Raw genomic sequence first — 20,741 nt, 5'->3', positions numbered from 1 at the left:
GCAAAGCATTCATAAATATTTTAATACATTAACGTGAGTTCTATTTGTATTTTGCACATTCATGGGTGTTTAGCTTTATTTATGTCAGATCGAGGAGACAACACTATTTTCGTTTAAAAAACGTATCATCAATATTTTGAACTTTACTTGATATCGAACTCACGTTACATTAATAAAAAGTGTTCATACCGATAATATCTGGACTCGACCGAAAACAATCGATCTAATTGGCAGATTGCATTGTAATAATTTTACAAAGACAATATCAGTTCTTTATATTTTTGTGTCCATGAGATTAATTGATCATCATGGTTTTCGATATCTAGTTTCTGAATGATATTACTCCGGTGCTTTTGAACGGTTCTGACCGATATGAGTAAGTGATCAGCGATTTCTTTTGATGTCATTGACTGGGCTACCAAGCGGAGTATGGTACGTTCGGAAGGCGATAATAGTTTTAGCTTTTCGAGTTGCGGATTTATTTCGGTTTCCAAAACCCTGCTAAACGTAGTGCTAAAATACGTTTCGTTCTTCATTACTTTGGCAATACAGCGTTCGATCTCAGACATGGGTTCCTCTTTGAGTAAGTATCCGTCGATTCCCAATTGGGTAGACATATAAATAAGTCCTTGCTCTTTATGGGAAGTGAGCACGATAAACTTTGTCTTACTGCCTTCTTTTTTCGATTTTTTAATGACTTCTATCCCTGAGAGTAAAGGCATTTCTATATCTAATATCGCTATTTCGGGTTCTCTATTCAATATAAGATCAAGCGCCTGCATTCCGTTTATAGCTGTGGCTATCACATTATATTCTTTAGATACCAGTTCTTCATCTAATCCTTTCAGTAATAACGGATGATCGTCTGCAATCAGTATGCTTGGTTTTTTATTCATAGCCTGGCCGGTATCATAACTTTTATAGTAGTTCCTATATTTGGTTTTGTGGTCATTTCTAATTTTCCGCCGAGTATTTTAATACGTTCTTTCATCGTTTTAAGTCCCAGGCTTTGCTTTGTAAAAACATGACTGTGGTCGAAACCGATTCCATTATCCTCGATGACAATTTCAATATTCTTATTCTTTTTTTTAACTTCTACAATTACCTCTGTAGCCTGTGCGTGTTTAATAATATTGGTGAGTGCTTCCTGCATAAAACGGTATAAATTTACATCCTGATCTTTAGTAAAACACCCGTCTATCTGGTTGATATCGATTGTAAATATAATATTATACTTTTCATCAAATGCAAAAATAAGCTGCCTGATGGCTTCCGTTATTCCCAGGCTATCGAGCACAGGGGGGTGTAGGCCCCTGGAAACTGTTCTGACCTCGTCTAATGTTGCCTGAGACAATTGAAGCAAATTTTCGAGCTTCAGGTCTCTTATTTTTTTAGTCAGTAATGTTAACTGTTGCCCGATACTGTCGTGTAAATCTCTTGCTATATGTTTTCGTTCTTTTTCCTGGCTTATCAGGAGCTCCTGCGAATACTTTTCATTCAGTAATTGTTGCTGCCGGGCAAAATGCCTCGACCTGTATATCCATAAAAACCCCGTTCCTCCAATCAGTAATAATGCACCAACTACAAACCAATAGGTTTTCTCTTTGTTTTCTGCGTCTAGTAATTGTATTTCCTGCTTTTGTTGTGCTATCTCCAGATCCTTTTTTTCTGTTTCGAACTGTGTTTGTACATAAGCAAATTTTCTGCGGGAGGTTACATCGCTTACAGAATCTTTTATCCTGGAATAGTTTTTATAGTGTTGTATTGCGTTTTTCAATAAGCCTTTTTCTTCATTGATATTTCCTAACAGCTTTTCTAAATATATCTGCAACTGTACTTCTCCCGATGCTTTTACATGGTTTAGGGCTTCTTGTGCTAGCCCTTCTGCTTCATCTGGTCTTCCGCCGGACAGGGCATTCTGGCTGAGTGCTAGCTGGTAATAGGTTTTGAGGAAGGGATTGTTTAAATGTGGTTTTATTTTACTTTTTAATTCTTTCTTGTAAATGTTTGAGGTATCTGTAATACCGTTTCGTGCATATGCTGATACTGCATACGACAGGGTGAGGAGGTCTACAATACCCTGAATATCTGATTGGTTATTACGTTCTTTGAGTGCTTTTCTGATATGATAAAATTCTTCGGAGGTGTTTCCTTGCCGGTTGGCGTCGTTAGATGCTCCCAGACGTGCTATAGCGACTAACTGATATTCTTTAAGGGCAGTTCCCTTCTGAAAAACTTCCTGCCGTGCTTCCTGTGCGCGTTCGTACAGGGCATTTTTACTAAACAACTGGGCTAGTCCGTTTTGTGCCCAGAGGTACATTAGGTGGTTCTTCTGATGGGTGAAAATTTTCTTCGCTTTTTCGAAATAGGTAACACTTTCAGATATTTTATTGATTTTATCGTTATTTTCTCCCGCTTTTAAATAGGCATATCCGTACTCATACAGCGATGAGTCTTTTTTTTCTTCCAGGTATTGTATCGTCTCGTTAAGTATTTCTAAGGATTCGTGATAATACTGCATATAGGTAGCAGCTTCGGCATAGGCGATATAATAACCGGCTACCTGTTTATAATCCTTGTTATGAGAGAGATATTGTTTATAAGATTTTAATATCCGGTAAGCTGCTTTGTGATTAATTTCCTGGTATATATAATAGTTGCCGAGGGCATTTACCATGGTAAGTGCCGGTTGCCATTGCTCGTTTTCTATTGCTTTTTCTTTATAGGATCTGACAATGGCTACTGTGTTTTCGTCTTCGGGTTTTTGAGTATTTAAGAAAGTGGCAAGAAACAAAACCCGGTCATGGTCATTAGGCAGGGAGTCCAGTTGCTCTGTCAGTTTATTATCAGCGACTATAGCTGAGGGTGTTGCCTGACTATAACTGAACCAGCAGCTTAGCAAGAGGTACGATAGAGTTTGTAGTAGTTTGCACACGTTTACAAATATAGGATTCAGTTTCGAAATATGCTATGTGTGTGCTAATTAGAAGTTAAATGCATAGAAAGTGCTTTCTCTTTTCTAAATTATATTAACGGGGTGTTGTAATTACATATGGTATGGGTTAAAGAGTCCGGGGTCTCCTTTTAAACGATTCCTGAATTTGAGAGGAAGTCATAAACACAAAAAGCTCTGCTATAATTTCGATCGCGCCAAGGTAACAAAATTTAACAAAGAAAAAAGCCCTATATTTCTATAAGGCTTTGGTTTTCTCTTTGATCCGGAATTAATCCTTCGACGGACTTACGCCATAATCTTTCCGTATTTTATCTAATGCTTCGTGAGCTTGTTCCGGTGGAGCATTTTCTTTGAATTTCACGGAACTGGCAACTCAGGGCCAATTTCCTCATGTGTCTTAAAAAAGGAATTCCCTCTGATTATTATTAAAACCCGGTCTCTCCTTCATTAGGCTGGTATACATAATTGAAGCTGTAATACTGAGAATTGCTTAAATCTTCATTAGGCTCGCCATCCTCATAATAGCTTAATATTTCTACTTTAGCGTACCTGCCATTATGTGTTTTCACCACAATTACCTTCCCTGCTATAGGTGTTATATTATGGTTGGTTTGGTTGTAATTGTACCAACCGTTCCCCGAACCTGTGGGTATAGCCAACCCATTAGTCTCGCTATCTTGTGTAAATAACGACAAATCTACAGTATTCACTTCAGCCAGGGTTCCATTTGCTATATAAGCGCCTCCGTTTCCTTTTCTGATTGGTTGATCATCTGCTGTCGATGCCCCGCCGTTTATTAAAATTGTAGTCCCTCTAAAAGCGATATCCCAGTTATCTCCTGTAACCGTAGTTCCGGATTCAAAAGAAAATTTAATATAGTCGCCAGTGATGGTAGGCGGATTCGTAGAATAATCGGCACTTTGTGTGGCCTTAAGGTTTGAAACAGACTCTGATTCAACATCTAAAAGGGATGCACCATCGTCGTCGCTACTACATGATGTAAACCCTATAAAAAACACCGTTAAAAATAATAGTTTGATAGATTTCATAAGTATATATTTAAAATTTAATATTTAGTTTTCCGTAAAAGATCCTTCCGGAGATATTGCTGATGTTTTGCGTATCGGTAAACCCGAATGCATTGTCTATTCCGACTCCGAGGGTATAATTCTTTAAGATGGTTTTATTAAGCGCTATGTCCCATACCGAATACCCGTCAACAAAAACATCGTATTTATCGAGATAGGCATTCCCGTTCGAATCGTACAAGCCATACTTACTCCGGTAAGTACCCCGGATATTCATGTTCATACTCCAAGCCGGGATTTGATAAAATATTTTAAAGTTGGCCATATGCCTAGAGCGGTTGTACAGTCCGAAATAATCACTTTTGTCAAGTTTAAACGACCCGTTCGAGTTACGGGCATATACCTCTCCGTTTTTAAACGCTTCTTCAGCTTCTTTGTCTTTTGCAAAAAGCAATTGATATCCTCCTGACAATTTCAGGTTGTTATCAGGCATCCATGTGGCATTAAACTCCAGTCCCTGTGTATAAACTTTATGGACATTGTAATAGCTGAATACATTCTGTCCGTTGGTTTTACCGGCTATTACCCGGGTATCAATAAGGTCTTCAATATTGTTCCTGAAGAGGTTCATATTAAATTTAACGGTTGAAGAAAACCTATAATCCAGCCCCAGGTTAATCCCTATTGAATTTTCGGGTTTTAACTCATTTTCAAATTCGGAAAGCGGTACTACTATCTTGCTAATCTGCCCTTCTTCCTCCATTCTTTGAATGGCAGTAACAACAGCATTATACCCTAAAACCGTATAGCCGACGGCTGCGTTGGAAAAGTCGAAATACAACTGCCTGAAGTCCGGCGCTTTAAACCCATATCCAACGGACCCCTTTACCGCTAATTTTTTACTGAATTCATATCTGACCGCTGCTTTAGGACTAAATTGTGAACTGTATTCGCTATGATTGTCGAATCGTGCTCCTAAAATCACATTGAGTTTTTCAGTAATGTTAGCATCGTATTGCGCATAGATGTAAGGTGAAGTAAATTTTGGATTTTCTGAAAAATCTGTGCGATCCAAGGTTTCATAATTTGTCCCTATTCCGGCAATAAAACTGTCATTTTTATGAGGCTTGAATAATATTCGTGCTTCGGGTCTCCATAACCATTGATCGAAATTACTTTCACTGTACCTGCTCTGATTCGAATCGTTCAGATATTCGTTCGCCTTATAATTTGTCGCATAAAGTTCAAGGTAGCCCTTCCATTTAGTGTTAAAATCATGATCAAGTTTCAAATGGGTATTGAATTCATCAATATTGCTCTCTCCTTTTAGTTCTTCTGATGCTACATAATCCTGGTTTTGGGTATAATACCTCCCGGAGATCATGAAGGAACTTTTATCGTTCAACTCGTATTTTACTTTTGAACTGAACGTATAATTTGTAAAAGGGTCTACTGTCTTTAATGCATCGCTTTTATCTAAATCATAACCCTCACTACTATACCTATTAAGAAAAAAGCTCGCTGCCAGCTGCCTGTTACTATATCCTACGGAAGCACCGGTATCGTTTGTATTAAAGCTACCGTATCGGGAACTTATATTTCCGTTAACCCCCGATCCGGGATCTTCTGTAATTATATTAATCACCCCTCCTAAAGCTTCACTGCCATACAAGCTGGAAGAAGCTCCCTTTACAATTTCAATCTGCTTTATATTTCCCACAGCAATCCTGCTTATGTCTAAAGTACCGGCAGATCTTCCTATCAGGGGCACCCCATCAATTAATACCAGTGTGTACTGTGAGTCTAGTCCCTGCATCTGAATTCCTTCGCCTCCGCCAAAATCAGGCACTGTTATCAGCCCTGTTTGCTCATTCAACACATCGTTTAAACGCATCGAGTTTATTTGTGCTATTTCTCTTTTAGAAATAAGCTGTGCAGGCAAAGGCAATGAAGAAAGCTGTCTTTTAGTACGCGTTGCCGTTACTATAACTTCTTCCAGGCGTTCGGTTTGAAGAGAGTCAGGAACCGGTTTTTCACTTTGCGAATAAAACGGAACCGATATCAGTGCAAAAAAATAAATAATAAAATTATTTTTATTTAGACTCATTCTAATTATTTTTGTCGTGCAAATATATGATCTTTATTTAAAATCAATCTAAATAGGGAAATTATTTTTTACAGTAAATTCTTGTATATATATTATGAAACGATCTTTACTATTCATTGCGCTACTTGCAATAGGTACCGGCCTTAACGCCCAAAACAAAAAGAAACAAGACCAGAAAGCCATCAAGGATATGTGTGGCTGTTATGAAGTAACCTTCAATTTTGCAGAAACTTTTGAATATTCGGGAGACTCTACTTATGTTCCTTCTCCTGTAAAACACGACAAAGGACTGGAATGGGTACAACTTGTAGATGACTCAAAAGATAAGATCTCTCTGCAACATCTTCTCATTGTCGGGCCCAAAGAGCATCCATATATTGTAAAACACTGGAGACAGGATTGGGAATACGAGAATACCGATCTGTATGAATTCGATCACGACAATAAGTGGACCTACAAAAAACTTCCCAAGAGTTCGATAAAGGGACAGTGGACCCAAAAAGTATTCCAGGTTGACGACAGCCCCCGTTACGAAGGTTCTGCAAGCTGGGTACACATCGATGGAAAGAGTTATTGGGAAAACACCACTTCTGCCCCGCTACCCCGCAGGGAATACACCCAAAGAAGCGATTACAATGTAACGACAAGAAGAAACCATCATGAAATCACACAAAATGGCTGGATACATGAGCAGGATAACGATAAGGTGATCCGTGAGGACAACAAAGAAGACATTGTCCTGGCACAGGAAAAAGGGTTCAATACTTATGTAAAAGTAGACGACAGCAAGTGTAAGGCAGCACAGGACTATTGGAGTAAAAACAAGAACAAATGGGCTTTGGTACGTGCAAAATGGGATGAGGTATTCTCCAGAAATACAGACCTGGAATTAAAAGAAAAAGTAGACAATAAAGTACTTTTTAAATATTTACTCGATGAAAATGCATACCAAGAGAAATCTGAGATAGATGCGCTTATCGATTCATTTGTAAAATAAAAAATAATGAAGGCCATTACACATTTTATTGTATTTGTATCTGTTGTGCTTACCACAACGTTTACATATGCGCAGGAGAATATTTTTTTAACCCGTGATTTCTGGAAAACGCAACCCGATACAGAAACCGTTAAAAGTAAAATTGACGAATACAATAAGCCCACGCAGCTCAATGCAAACGGGTTTGACCCGGTGGTCTACGCTATCCTGGAAAAAGCTCCTGACAAAACCATTGAGTATTTATTAAGCCTCGATGGGAACGATATCAACAAGCTTACCCATGATGGAAGAACGTATTTATTCTGGGCCGCCTATATAGGCAATGACCGCTTAATGGCATATTTACTAAAGCAGGGTGCCAAAACAGATATACGCGACGACCACGGATATACTGTTTTAAACTTTGCCGCGGCAACAGGACAGAAAAACACTAAAGTTTTTGATCTCTGTTTATCGAATGGGGCCAACCTGTTAAAAGATGTAGATCACGATGGGGCAAACGCTTTGCTGCTGGCAGCCCCTTTTGATACCGACTTTAAAGTCTCTGATTATTTTATATCGAAAGGTTTGGCTGTTAACAGTACCGACAGCCATGGAAACGGGTTGTTTAATTATGCTGCTAAATCCGGAAATATAGAACTCTCAAAAAAACTTATTTCCAAAGGGATCAAAGGCAATGATAATGCCTTCTTATTCGCCAGCATGGGAATGAGGGGCAGTTCTACTCCCTTATCTTATTATAAGTATCTTGAAACGGCAGGGTTAAACCCCCATGTAAGCGGAAAAGACGGCCGTACCCCCCTGCACATACTATCATCGAGGGTAAAAGATATTGAAACACTTCAGTTCTTTTTAAATAAAAACCTGGATGTAAACGCCCGGGATGAGGAGGGGAACACTCCGTTTCTGAATGCTGCCAGATCGAACGATCTTGCCGTTGTTAAGCTGTTCTCTAAAAGTATCAGCGATATTAATCTGAAGAATAAAAAGGGGGCGTCTGCCATTATGCTTGCAATTGCCCATAATTCACCCGAAATTGTAAAATACCTGTTCGGTAAAGGAGCTAAACTGAATACTACCGATACTAAAGGGAATAACATTGCTTATTACCTTGTTGAGTCGTATAACAGTAAACACGAAAGCAGCTTCAGGGATAAAGCCGGGTTTCTGAAAGAACACGGTACAGACATACTGAAATCACAACAGGATGGCAACACCCTTATCCACCTGGCGGTACAGAAAAATGATATTGACTTGCTTAAATGGGCCTCAGGTTTTAACCTTGATGTTAATGCTAAAAACCAAGAAGGTTATACCGCCCTGCATTTGTCTGCCATGGTGTCTAAAAACAATGAGATACTGAAGTATCTTATTGCCCGGGGGGCTAACACAAAAATGGTTACCGATTTTGAAGAGTCGGCATTCGATCTTGCTTCCGAAAATGAACTATTAGTAAAAAATAAAGTTCCGTTGGATTTTCTAAAATAAATTGATCCTGTTATGAGATAAGCATAAACAAAATTAATTATTTGCATACCACCCGACAAGCGCAGCGGTTGCGTCTATGTATATAATTTTTATTTAATTGATTTTTAATAAGATATAATTTTAAACAGATGAAAAAGATTTTATTTCTGTTAGCATTATCAGCTACCGTGTTAGGCATTTATTCTTTTAACAGCGTAAAAACGACCAAATATAAGTGCATGGTTCAGATGAAGAACTATACCGGTGAAGGTGCTTATGTGGTTATTTCGTTAATAGCCCCTGATGGAAATTACGAAAGAACCTTGTATGTACAAGGTGATGACAGCGAATGGTACCACGACATTACAGAATGGTGGAAGTTCTATGGAAAGAAAAGAAGCAATATAGATGCTATTACGGGAGCTACTATATCCGGAGGGGAAAGAAGCATTAATGTTATCGAAATTGAAGATTCAAAAATTGACACCGGTTACAGCATCCGTTTTGAGACTGCTGTGGAAGACCAGGAATATTATACTGAAGATGTTCAGTTTCCATTAACCTCTACAAGCATTAAAAGCAAACAGGAAGGAAAAGGTTTTATACGTTATATCCGTATGTTACCCAACTAAATTAGAATAATAATGACCATTTCAATCTGGAGATACAGTCACTTGGCCCTGGCTGTATCTTCTTTTGTATTTATCGTCCTGGCTGCCGTTACGGGGATTATCCTGGCTTTTGAGCCTATCTCAGAAAAAACACGGCCATACAAGGTTGGTGATCTCGATAGCATAACCATTGCCCAGACGATACGTACTTTTAAAAACAAGTACCCCGAAGTTATTGAAATGGAAGTTGATGCCAATAATTTTTTCAGTGCATCGGTTTTTACCGAAGACGGCGACAACCTCAACGGTTATTTCGACCCGGAATCGGGTGTGTTCCTGGGAGAAAAACCGGAACGCCCCCGGTTATTTCAGTTTGTAACCACCTTACACCGGTCTCTTTTCTTAAAAGGGGTCGGGCGCTTTTTTGTAGGCCTGTGCTCTTTTTTGTTATTCTTAATTGCGGTTAGCGGCGCTATTTTGATTGTAAAAAGGCAACGTGGGTTCAAACAGTTTTTTTCCAAAATTATCAATGAGAATTTTTCACAATATTACCATATTGTCACAGGCAGGATATCGTTAATCCCTATTGTTATAATAACACTAACGGGGACGTACCTTTCTCTCGAAAAATTCCGTCTTATTCCGGAGCATAAAAATTTGCAGCATGAGATTGATTACGGCAACATTGCCGGGACTCCTCCGTTAAATTTTCACGAATTTCCTTTTTTTAACTCTACACCCCTGTCTGCTATTAAACATATTGAATTTCCTTTTTCAACAGATGTAGAGGACTTTTATACTATAAAAACAAGAAAATCAGAATTAAAGATCAACCAGCAAACCGGTGGTATCGAGAGTGAAATGCCATATCCGCTCACTAACTTTTTATCGAGCCTGAGTTTAAGCCTTCATACGGGAAAGGGAAGCATCGGCTGGTCTCTGATCCTGGCACTGGCCAGCCTCAATATATTATTCTTTGTTTATTCCGGTTTTAAAATGACCCTTGTACGAAGAAAATCCAGCATCAAAAACAAATACCGGAAAGATGAATGTGAATACGTTATCCTGGTCGGATCGGAAAACGGCAGTACCCTGGGCTTTGCCAACCTGTTTTACAATTCATTGCTAAAAGCCGGGCAAAAAGTCTACATCGATGAACTGAATACCGTAAGTCCATATAAAAAACTAAAACACCTTATCGTTTTTACTGCAACCTACGGAAAGGGTGATGCCCCTGCCAATGCATCGAGGTTTTTAAAGATTGCACAGCAAGAACTCAAGCAGCCTTTCTCTTATTCAGCTGTCGGATTCGGATCGTTATCTTATCCTGATTTTTGCAAGTTTGCAACCGACGTGGACAAGCACCTGGAAACATTCGGGTTCCGGTCTGTCCCTCTCTACAAAATAAACGATAAATCGTTTGCTTCCTTTTTAGAATGGGCTTCTGTATGGAGCTCTAAAATGAATGTTCCCATACAGCTTCCAAAAGAACAAGATGTTCTGAAAGCTAAAAAAACGAAATCGTTCGAGGTAACCTATAAGACCAGCGTACACAAAAATCCTGATGCCACTTTTATGATTGAGCTTAGGCCAAAAGGCATGCAAAGAATAAATTCAGGAGACCTCCTCGCCATCTATCCTAAAAACGACCATACGGAACGCCTCTATTCTATCGGTAAGAAAGGAAAAGCAATCCGGCTTAGCGTTAAACACCACCAGAAAGGTCTGGGCTCGGATTATCTAAACAATTTATCTCCGAATGATATTCTTAAAGCAAGGGTTATAAAGAATATTAAGTTTCACTTCCCCAAAAAAGCACCCCGTGTTATCCTTATAGCAAATGGCACCGGCATTGCTCCTTTTTTAGGCATGCTGGAAGAGAACAAAAAGAAAGTTCCTGCCAATTTGTACCTCGGGTTACGAACGGAAGCGTCTTTTGAGCTATACCAACATCTAATTAACCATTATCTGAAAAGCGGTAAGCTAACGAATATTCACCTTGCTCTTTCCAGAGAAAAAGAAAACCTCTATGTACAGGATCTTTTAGAAAGAGATGCGGCTTTTATTGCCAATGCTTTAGAGAACCGGAATGTTGTTATGATCTGCGGATCGCTTAATATGCAAAACGACGTGCTAAAAACCTTAGATACGATTTGTAAGGATCGTTTAGACAAGCCTCTTGAGTTTTACCGGGAAAGACAGCAATTAAAAATGGATTGTTATTAAAGCGCCTTTTTGTTACAGGTGAGGCGTTAGGTTTTTTGGTTATGGGAAGGGGCATTGTGTTAAAGGCCATTTTCTTTATGCATTCATCTCTATTGTTTGATAAAGATCTCATGAATGCTAAGCATTTGTATTCGATACCTTGTCTATTGGTTTTCAAAGAGTCTCATGATGTGCTGTGCAGTTCATTGATAAAAAAAGAACCAAAAAAATCTAGGCTGTCGATGATTTCCATAAATGGTATGTTCGAAGGCCGGGTTTTAAACTGGGGCGGGGTTAAATCTATCCATCCCACCATAACTCCATCACTCGATAACACCCTACTTTTTATTTACAACTTTATATCAATTACAGAATCGCCTTCTTTTACTTCGATTATTTTTGTTTCTAAATGTGCGCCATTATAATTAAGTACATAATGTTCATAAATAGGGGATGAACCTCTGTAATGTCCGAAACCGTTATAATAGTCTGACCTTCCTACTTGTTTTGAAGCAATATCAGTACCATTAAACTTAATTAATGCTTCTAAATAGTATTTTCCGGGTTTCATTTCGTTAAATGTAAATTTCCCTTCTGTACCTACTGATACTTCTATTCGATGGCTAAATGCTTCTTGTGACAGCATTGCTCTATATTTTTTACTTCTTTTGTACTTCTTTCTCAGCTTTAAGTACTCTTCAAAATATGCTGTCACCGGAAAAAGCACTATTTTCGTTCCTTCTGCTGCCAGATGTTTTTTTCCGACAACGTTTACACCTAAAAAATTGTTTAGGCTATTGGCATCTGTATATTCTCTTGTAAATGCCACTCCGTTAATGGTAACCTCTCCATAATCTAATAATGCTTTTGTGCTTTCGGCATTGAATTGACTTTTTGTAGGAAAAACATTTTTTCTATTGCCCTGCTGTGCGGAAACAGAAGTAGCTATCAGTAAGCAATTCACAACTAATAATATACAACTTTTCATCTTTTATATCTATAAGGTTTTTTGTAAAAATGTTTATAAAAAAATAAATTTATGAGAAAGCGATTCGATAGTCAATCACTTAAATAAAGGGGTTTTTTCTACTGGTTTTCGGGTATGTTTATCTGCTTGAAATTTCGAGATACCAACTTTTAACAGCGGTTTGTTATTTTCTGCTGTAAGTTTAAAACCTCTTCTATTTACTTCGAGACTTTTCTCCTTTCTATCAAAGAACCTCAAAAAAGCAGGAAGAGAATATTTCGAAAAAGAACCGCATCAACTAGTTTCTATTCATGAATTTGCTATCTGCTCAGGTTTAGAATTAGAGCTGGTAAAAGAATATATTACAGACTAGAGTTAACCTACAGACATTATTCAATAACCAAAAACTTATAATTGGATAGCCATTCTCCGAATGGTAATTCCACTTCGAAACTGTTTCAAAATAATACTCCTCAGGTTTAGGAAACTTTAAAGAGCAAGTGTATAGAAGATATTTTCTTTTATATTTATATACTGAAAATAAACACATTATGGTGTTTATCATACATTAAAGGCTATTGTAACAGCCTTTTTCTATAAAAAAATAAAGAATGAGGAAATTAAGTTTTATGCTGTCGGCTTTGGTCTTGGGGCTCCTTCTAACTGGATGTCTTCAAAAAGAAAAAGAACAGGAAGCCTTCATCAATTTTAACATCGAAAATTCAAATGCTAATAGCGTTTGGATTATAAAAGATCGTTATACAAATGCCCATAGGCTATTCGAAAATAAAGGGGACGTTTCAGTTCCTTTAATCAACGGGAAAGGTAATTGGTCGTATCCGCTTTCCGAACCTACATTTGTAACCGCTTCATACCATGATAGTACTGCTGATAAATACTACAGCTATGTTTTTTATGTATCGCCAGGCAATGAACTGAATTTTTCTTTTGACTCAAAAAATCCTGAAAAAACCTATACAGTAAAAGGCAATGGAAGCGAAAACAACCAGCCTTCTATTCAAAAACTCATCAATAACAGGTTAAACCTTAAAGCATATACACAAGATTCATTACCCGATAATGTTTTTAATGCTATAAAAGAAAGAAGTGTCATTAACCAAAATATCCTTAACGACTATATTTCACAGAATCATCCTGCCAATGAATTTAAAGACATCTGTGCCCTTTATGTAAAATATTTTCCCATGTGGAATTATATTGATTTTAAAGGCGATCAAATTTTCAATATACGAGAACCTTTTTTAAGAAACGAAAGCAAATGGCAGGCTATAGAAGATTCACTTATTAAAGCCACCCCTGTTAGTAACAGTAAAATGCTGGGTATTGATGAATACAATTATTTTCTGTCTATGTACCTTACAAGAATTAAAGAGCGGCTTTGGAAACACCCGGAATTGTTAAAAGAATATTACGGAACAGCGACTCAGGAAGAGGCCGTTAAAATGAACAGTGATGATCCCGAAAACCTATTGAGAGAGAAAATTATTGAAAAGCATTTTACAGGTAAAACCGCTGAGTTTTTATACGGAACACTTTTTAAAGGATCAATACATCAAAAAGAGGATAATCTACCGGAAATATTTTCACGGTTTAAACAAAAGTATCCTCAGAGTGAGTATATTTCATATATTGAACCTGCCATTCAAAAAATAGAAAAACAAAGAACACGTACGCTGACAGACAAAATGGTTTTCGTCGAAAATCCCGATTCTTATCAAACTTTCGACGACATATTGAAATTAGTAAAAGGAAAAACCGTTTTACTCGACATGTGGGGAACCTGGTGTGGCCCATGTCGTTCTGAGATTTCAAAAAATTCAGATTCTATAAAACGTCATTTTAAAGACAAAGCATTAGATTATCTGTATATAGCCAATTACGATGTGGGGAAGGAGGCCAAATGGAAAGCGTTAATTTCTTATTATAATTTAACCGGTTTGCATCTTTTAGCCAATAAAAACCTTACTGCTAACATCATGCAAGAAACAAAAGGAAAAGGGTTTCCCACTTATGTAATTATCAAAAAAGACGGAACATTCGAATTGTCTGAAGCAGGGTATCCGATGAAGAGAGAAATCTTAATTAATCAGGTAGAAAAAGCATTAAGCGATTAACACGCTAAAAGTATGTATCGTACTATTGGTGTCTAAAAAGTCTTTCTGAATACTGAATGTCAGGTTAAGCGCAATCGAAACCTATTGATAATCAACTGCTATTAGTTCTCGATAGCTTCGCCAGGTACTTTCAATGAAAATATATTTTCATTTCAGTAACGCTCGAACTGACAACTTTCATCCCTTTTTAGACAACCCTTTCAATTTAGAACACAAGCCTATAACGCATCCCTTTTTATATGCAGGCTTTTAACTCGACTCTTTTTTAAGCGTTATTATTTAATAAACTGCCAGGTTTTCTCCAATTCGTGAATTTTGTCAAACCCCCAATGAATAAAGCTATATCGCTACTAATATAAGTAACACTATTACAGCCAGATTCTTAATTAATTTTTTAGCTTCTTCTTTCATACTAATACAATTTTACTACAGAAGAGGCATCCTCTATATCTTTTTATTTGTTTTTCTATATAAGCCTATTACACAAAGTGTTAACATCATGATATTAAATGAGGTATACATAAATAAACTAATACTAAATCCAAATAAAGAGTAACTTTCCTTATTACTGAATATTATATATACAATATTCAAGACGAAGAAAATGGATAAAATCCGGTAAATATTTAGTTTCATAAAATCAAAATATTTTTATTAAAACACAACCCCATAAATGACAACTCTCAATATGCTGTCTTTTAACACGCTTATCTATTAGGCATTATTATTTAACAGACTGCCCAGGCTTTCTCCTAATTCGTGAATCTTTTCTCCTATGAATAAATACAAACAAACGGCTACCAATACAATTGCTACTATAACCGCCGGATTCTTAATTAATTTTCTGCTCTTTTCTCTCATAATGATGTTTTTACTCTACAAAAGTAATAAAAAGCTTATAATTTATAATTACACATGTCGATTTTTTACTACAAATGGCTTTCAACTGCCAGAGGGCATGTGGTGGCGTGTGGTCAAGCAAGCGTATAGAAGATATTTTCTTTTATATTTATATACTGAAAACTACCATGGTGTATTGTTTATGTATACGTTTGTAGCCATAGCCAAATAATAACTTTAATCGAACTTGAACACTCCTGAACTTATAAGTGACATTGGAAAAATTATCGTTTTTTTAATGATATTAATGTCCGTTTTCCTGCTTACTGTCAAGGCTTCAAAAAAACGATCTAACTACCTGTTTACGGCCTTTCTTTTGGTTACCGCTTTAGACTTTACAGGTCTGTTTTTATCTGTTGAAAGTACCGCCTGGAAAAGTCTTAAAATCGCTTCGGTTTTGCTACAAATGCCATTATACTATTTGTATGTACAATCTGTGTGTTATTTTAACTTCAAACTAGAAACAAAGCACCTGCTGCATACGCTTTTGTTTTTTGGCATGTTTGTACTATTAATGGTCACTTCGCTTTCTGACCAATACTATATAGTTTATGAAATAACGGTTAAAGTACAGTACTATAGTTATATGATAGCCGTCTTATACACTTTAAGTCATTTTAAAAAACTATACCAGGAAAACTATTCTGCCAATCATTACAGCATCTATAAGTGGCTGTTACAAATCACTATTTTATTTTTAATCGGAAGTAGCTTTGTGTTACTCAGAAGCTTTATCCCAAATGGAAAAAATGATATTTTACTAACGGGTTTAAACTTATTAATAATTGCATTCGCACTGTTTGTTATCTGTTGGTTTGTATTAAAAGCTCTTTATAAACCTGGTTTGTTCTTGGGGGTAGACAAAAACTTAACTCCCCTTAAACCTGTAAAAGTCATCGATTCGGAAGTCGAACAAACTCTGGAGCAACTATCAAACTATATGGTTTCTAATAAACCGTATCTGGACTCCGAACTTAGCCTGCAAAAGTTAGCATTGCTGATCAATATTCCGGAAAAACAGCTTTCGAAACTTATTAATCAACATATGGGAAAACACTTTTTTGACTATATCAATGCGTTTCGAATAAATGAGGCCAAGGTGCTGTTAAAAGAAAACCCCGACTTAACTGTTTTGGAGGTCTTGTATGCAGTAGGATTCAATTCAAAATCATCTTTTTACACTGCTTTTAAAAAACAAACTTCCCAAACTCCTACAGCCTATAGGGCATCATAAAATACCGGGTGTCCGACTTTAAATCGAACTGTTTTTTTATTATAAAATAGTCCGGTTTTCGATACTCGTACTCTTTATTTAACCATATGTTCCACTTTTGTCGAGAACAAAAAACATATTAAAATGAAACATCCGGTTTTCTGCATTTTATCGTCTCTAATATTCTTGTCTCAATTTGGTTTAGCCCAAACGAATACTCTAACACAACACCTCTATACCGGGGTTGATTCTTTATTCAACTCGGTCTATCAGGCAAACAAAACAGGAGCGGCTTTTGCCATCATTAAAAATGGGAAGATCGTTTACAAAAACGCTAAAGGATTGGCTAACATAGAACATGGTATTCGGATAACCGACACTACAGCATTTCATATTGCTTCGGTATCTAAACAATTTACCACTTATTTAGCACTTCTTTTAGAACAAGAAGGGGAGCTTTCTTTTGAAGATGATATTAAAACCTATTTACCGGAATTGAAACATTTGGAAAATAGCATTACTATAAAAGATTTAACCAACCACACCCATGGCTTGCCTAATTTACATGAATTAGCTGGTTTAAAAGGGAAAGATATCATGACGCATCAGCAAATTATACAAATGCTGCTGAAAATTAACCATACGAATTTTAATACAGGTGATACATACGAGTACAATAATACAGGTTACGCCCTGTTAGCAGAAATTATAGAACGGGTGGGTAAAAAACCGTTTGAAGAACAATTAAAACAGAAAATATTCCTGCCTCTCGGGATGTACCATTCTGAGGCGATTGGCGATAATAACATCGTCGTTAAAAACAAGGCGTACTCCTATAAATTAACTAATGGTGTATATGAAAATTATCGCTTAAAATTTTCAGCTATGGGTTCATCGGGTATTAATACCACTATTAATGATCTGAGCTTATGGGCTCAAAACTATCAGAATCCGTTGGTTGGTAGCAGAGCGTTTTATGATAAAATGGAGCAAGCAACTTATTTAAATTCCGGTAAAAAAATAAATTATGGCCTTGGACTGCAGTTTGGAACTTATAAAGGATTGGATATTGTATTTCATGGTGGGGGTGATGTTGGGTATCGCTCTTATATATTACATATTCCTAAACATAGGTTGTCTGTTGTTCTATTGGCCAATACAAACGACTTTTCTGCTCTTGATGTGGTATATACGACTGTCGACATTCTTTTAAGCGATTATTTAAAAACGGAAACGGTAGTAAAAAGCAAACTCACTACCGGGCAATTAAAAAAGTATGAAGGAACTTATGAAGTTCAACCCGGCCTTTACTTTAATATTCTGGCAAAAAATGACAGCTTGTATTTTCAGCAATATGGAACAGAAGAGATGAATCCGTTGCCTTACATTACAGGAAGTACTTTTGAGTTTCCTTATATTAATTATTCTAAATTTACTTTCTACGACAATAAATTTGATTTTCACATTGCCGATTTTACTTATGAATGTTTTAAAACAAGCCTAACGTCACCAAATTTGGATGAGATAAACTTAGATCACTTATCCGGAGTTTTCAGAAACAAAGAACACAAAATCACTTATGAGCTAATTGTTAAGGATCGTACGCTTATTTTAAAACGTGCATTTGGAAACAATATAATATTGAATCCTCTTACCCCCGAAAGTTTTTATTCATCAGAAATCGGAAGGTTAGATTTTATTATTGACTCCAACCGACTCGTTAAAAGTTTTAAATTATCCGGACAGAACTATAAGAATCTTATTTTTGAAAAATAATACTCTTGCCCGGATCATCATAAAAAATACCCGTTTTAATGTTTAGTTCCGTTGGTTTTGTATCTTTAAATGAGTCTCTTAGACTTCTTAGGTTATATAAACTTGTACGGTGTGTATTAATTATTAAACCTTATGAAAAACCCATTTTTTAACCCATACAGAGATTATGAAAAAACTACAATTCAAAAAAGACATTAAGGCGTCTGCCGAGAAGGTATATAACACGATGCTCGGTATTGGCAATATTGAAACATACGAACAATGGACCGCCGAATTTAATCCAACCTCTACTTATGAAGGAAGCTGGGAAAAGGGATCTAAAATCTATTTTATCGGAACGGATGAAAATGGAAAAAGGGGCGGAATGGTTTCTGAAATTGCAGACAACATTCCATTCAGGTTTGTTTCTATCAGACATTACGGAATTATAGATGGGGACAAGGAAATTACCGAGGGTACTGAGGTCGAAAAATGGGCAAACTCACTAGAAAATTATTCATTCCATGAGCATAATGGTATAACAACAGTAACAGTAGAAAGCGATGTAACAGACGATTATCTTGATTATTTTAACACCACGTGGGAAAAGGCTCTGAATAAGCTCAAAGAGCTTGCAGAAAAATAGTGTCGGGTAAAAGCCTGTGCATTGATCGACCCCATTAAGCATATATTCTTTTATATTTATAACAGAGATAGACCCCATAGGGTTTCTGTACCTGTATCGTACTTTATGTTGAAAATTAAGAATTGGAAAAATGAAATTTAGATTCGGAATAAAGGTTTTAATGTTTTTTGTGCTTATTTCTTGCAATAAAGATTTGAAATTTGATGCGGAAAAGTGGAAAAGCGCTGGTGGAGAAAATATTACCCTTGAAATTAGAGCAAATATGGTTGCTGACTTGATTGAAAGTGGAACTTTATTGAACAAGAATGAATCGGAAATAATTAACCTTATAGATAAACCTTCAAAATTAAATAACGGAGAATCTGAAAACATAAAGTATTTTCCTGTTCAGGAAAAATACGGAACAGACACTGACCCGGAGGAAATGATTTTCCTGAAAATAAAGTTTAACGAAGAAGGAGCATCAAAATCAGTTGAGTTATATTCAACAAAGTAATTTAAAAGGGAAAACAAAAAAGCACAATGTGCCAATAGTTGATTGTCTAAGCCATTAATTTTCTAAAAACAATACAAAATCAGCACTTTTAAACGGAGGAGCTCCTGATGCATACTGACACTATTTTCTTTTATATTTACCATAGACACAATTTGCTCTATACCGGAAATCCATCTGTTTTTAAACTTCACACACTTGGTGAGATACTACCCTTTTTAAACAAATATGAAGTTTTCTTAAGGTCGAGAGGAGGGACAGATGGAGGTATAGGGGTTCGTATGCGTGCCATTAGGGCTCTGTACAATATGGCCATTGAAAGAAAGATTGTGAGGAAGGAGCTTTATCCCTTTGATGCTTATAAAATATCCAAATTGAAAGGAAAAGGGATAAAAAGGGCATTGAACATTGATGAAGTTCAGAGTATCATTAATATGAACATTTCAAAATGTCCACATTTGGCAGATAGTAGGAATTATTTCCTTTTCAGTTTCTACACCAGAGGCATGAACTTCGCCGACATGATGAAACTTAAATGCTCTGATACTTCTGGAGATAAGATTTTCTATATACGATCAAAGACAAAAGGAAATTTCATCATTAAAATATTGCCACCTGTCCGAGAAATATTGGATTATTATAGTCAGTTTAGTAAGACCAAATATGTTTTTCCTATCCTACTAAAGGATAAAATGACTCCCAATCAAGTAGAAAACCGGACGTCCAAAACTCTTAAGAAATACAATAAAGATTTAAAAGAGATTGCCAAGATATGCAAAATCAATAAGGCTATCAGTAGCTATGTTGCAAGGCATAGCTTTGCCAATTGCTTAAAGCAAAAAGGGGTTGCTACTGACATTATAAGTGAATCCATGGGGCATCAAAATGTCACTATTACCCAAGCCTATCTAAAAGAATTGGACAGTTCTGTTTTGGATGATGCTTGTGAGTTGTTGTTGTAAAGGTTTAGATGAATAAAAAATGTAAAAGCTTTAAAATATTAATGCCGAATAAGATTTTTTTCATTTATATAACCATTCTAGTCTATTACTATTGACTTTTTTTGATAGAATCAACTAAAATCCCCAGTTCATTAAACTTATGAATTTCTTTTTCTTATTTAAAAACTTCATAGAATATTATGTCGGAAACCATGCTAAATCAGAAGACATCAAGCAATTAAATAAAGTAGTCCTGATGTCCTGTGGCAAGACTCTATGATAGTTCACCATTTTTTAATTCTTTTGAAAAAGGGGGAAAA

16 protein-coding genes are annotated in these 20,741 nt (G+C 36.4%); 10 read left to right on the top strand and 6 right to left on the bottom strand.

Annotation, left to right across the window (positions count from 1 at the left end; all coding sequences use genetic code 11):
- Positions 1–251: 251 nt before the first annotated feature.
- From MQE36_RS05420 to MQE36_RS05405, 4 genes are all read right to left on the bottom strand, one after another.
- On the bottom strand, positions 252–896 hold the full coding sequence (locus MQE36_RS05420) for a response regulator (RefSeq protein ID WP_242938156.1): 645 nt from the start codon (positions 894–896) through the stop codon (positions 252–254).
- Positions 893–2,935 carry a tetratricopeptide repeat-containing sensor histidine kinase gene (locus MQE36_RS05415; RefSeq protein ID WP_242938155.1) on the bottom strand — a complete coding sequence of 681 codons (2,043 nt, stop codon included), beginning with the start codon at positions 2,933–2,935 and terminating at the stop codon, positions 893–895. The genes MQE36_RS05420 and MQE36_RS05415 overlap by 4 nt, the downstream gene beginning before the upstream one ends.
- A 446-nt stretch (positions 2,936–3,381) precedes the next feature.
- Complete coding sequence (locus tag MQE36_RS05410) at positions 3,382–4,005, bottom strand: HmuY family protein (RefSeq protein ID WP_242938154.1); 624 nt, start codon at positions 4,003–4,005, stop codon at positions 3,382–3,384.
- A 10-nt stretch (positions 4,006–4,015) separates the two neighbouring features.
- Positions 4,016–6,091: a TonB-dependent receptor plug domain-containing protein gene (locus tag MQE36_RS05405; protein WP_242938153.1), complete on the bottom strand. Its 2,076-nt coding sequence runs from the start codon at positions 6,089–6,091 to the stop codon at positions 4,016–4,018.
- A gap of 94 nt (positions 6,092–6,185) precedes the next feature.
- Between MQE36_RS05405 and MQE36_RS05400 the strand changes: the two genes are divergently transcribed.
- From MQE36_RS05400 to MQE36_RS05385, 4 genes are all read left to right on the top strand, one after another.
- Positions 6,186–7,088 carry a DUF6607 family protein gene (locus MQE36_RS05400; RefSeq protein WP_242938152.1) on the top strand — a complete coding sequence of 301 codons (903 nt, stop codon included), beginning with the start codon at positions 6,186–6,188 and terminating at the stop codon, positions 7,086–7,088.
- Positions 7,089–7,094: 6 nt separating this feature from the next.
- Positions 7,095–8,576 carry an ankyrin repeat domain-containing protein gene (locus tag MQE36_RS05395; RefSeq protein ID WP_242938151.1) on the top strand — a complete coding sequence of 494 codons (1,482 nt, stop codon included), beginning with the start codon at positions 7,095–7,097 and terminating at the stop codon, positions 8,574–8,576.
- A 128-nt stretch (positions 8,577–8,704) separates the two neighbouring features.
- Positions 8,705–9,187, top strand: a complete 483-nt coding sequence (locus tag MQE36_RS05390; protein ID WP_242938150.1) for a DUF2271 domain-containing protein — start codon at positions 8,705–8,707, stop codon at positions 9,185–9,187.
- A gap of 12 nt (positions 9,188–9,199) precedes the next feature.
- On the top strand, positions 9,200–11,392 hold the full coding sequence (locus MQE36_RS05385) for a PepSY domain-containing protein (RefSeq protein WP_242938149.1): 2,193 nt from the start codon (positions 9,200–9,202) through the stop codon (positions 11,390–11,392).
- Between the two features lie 328 nt (positions 11,393–11,720).
- On the opposite strand, the gene MQE36_RS05380 is transcribed toward MQE36_RS05385, so the two are convergent.
- Positions 11,721–12,359: a hypothetical protein gene (locus tag MQE36_RS05380; RefSeq protein WP_242938148.1), complete on the bottom strand. Its 639-nt coding sequence runs from the start codon at positions 12,357–12,359 to the stop codon at positions 11,721–11,723.
- 590 nt (positions 12,360–12,949) lie between these two features.
- On the opposite strand from MQE36_RS05380, the gene MQE36_RS05375 reads away from it, so the two are divergent.
- Complete coding sequence (locus MQE36_RS05375) at positions 12,950–14,473, top strand: TlpA family protein disulfide reductase (RefSeq protein ID WP_242938147.1); 1,524 nt, start codon at positions 12,950–12,952, stop codon at positions 14,471–14,473.
- A gap of 714 nt (positions 14,474–15,187) precedes the next feature.
- Here MQE36_RS05375 and MQE36_RS05370 read toward each other — a convergent pair.
- Positions 15,188–15,334: a hypothetical protein gene (locus MQE36_RS05370; protein WP_242938146.1), complete on the bottom strand. Its 147-nt coding sequence runs from the start codon at positions 15,332–15,334 to the stop codon at positions 15,188–15,190.
- A 277-nt stretch (positions 15,335–15,611) separates the two neighbouring features.
- On the opposite strand from MQE36_RS05370, the gene MQE36_RS05365 reads away from it, so the two are divergent.
- The 5 genes from MQE36_RS05365 to MQE36_RS05345 all read left to right on the top strand — a co-directional run bounded on the left by MQE36_RS05365 (position 15,612) and on the right by MQE36_RS05345 (position 20,442).
- Positions 15,612–16,607 (top strand): helix-turn-helix domain-containing protein, encoded by a 996-nt coding sequence (locus tag MQE36_RS05365; RefSeq protein ID WP_242938145.1) that lies wholly within the window; start codon positions 15,612–15,614, stop codon positions 16,605–16,607.
- Between the two features lie 123 nt (positions 16,608–16,730).
- Positions 16,731–18,362, top strand: a complete 1,632-nt coding sequence (locus MQE36_RS05360) for a serine hydrolase domain-containing protein (RefSeq protein WP_242938144.1) — start codon at positions 16,731–16,733, stop codon at positions 18,360–18,362.
- Between the two features lie 166 nt (positions 18,363–18,528).
- A complete protein-coding gene (locus MQE36_RS05355; protein ID WP_242938143.1) occupies positions 18,529–18,987 on the top strand; it encodes an SRPBCC domain-containing protein in 459 nt (152 codons plus the stop codon).
- 130 nt (positions 18,988–19,117) lie between these two features.
- On the top strand, positions 19,118–19,483 hold the full coding sequence (locus MQE36_RS05350) for a hypothetical protein (protein WP_242938142.1): 366 nt from the start codon (positions 19,118–19,120) through the stop codon (positions 19,481–19,483).
- A gap of 107 nt (positions 19,484–19,590) precedes the next feature.
- Positions 19,591–20,442, top strand: coding sequence for a site-specific integrase (locus MQE36_RS05345; protein ID WP_242938141.1), 852 nt, complete (start codon positions 19,591–19,593; stop codon positions 20,440–20,442).
- The last annotated feature ends 299 nt before the right edge of the window (positions 20,443–20,741 follow it).

Origin of the sequence: Zhouia spongiae (genome assembly GCF_022760175.1) — a bacterium.
Classification (GTDB): Bacteria; Bacteroidota; Bacteroidia; order Flavobacteriales; family Flavobacteriaceae; genus Zhouia; species Zhouia spongiae.
This window is presented reverse-complemented; position numbering and strand designations above follow the sequence as displayed.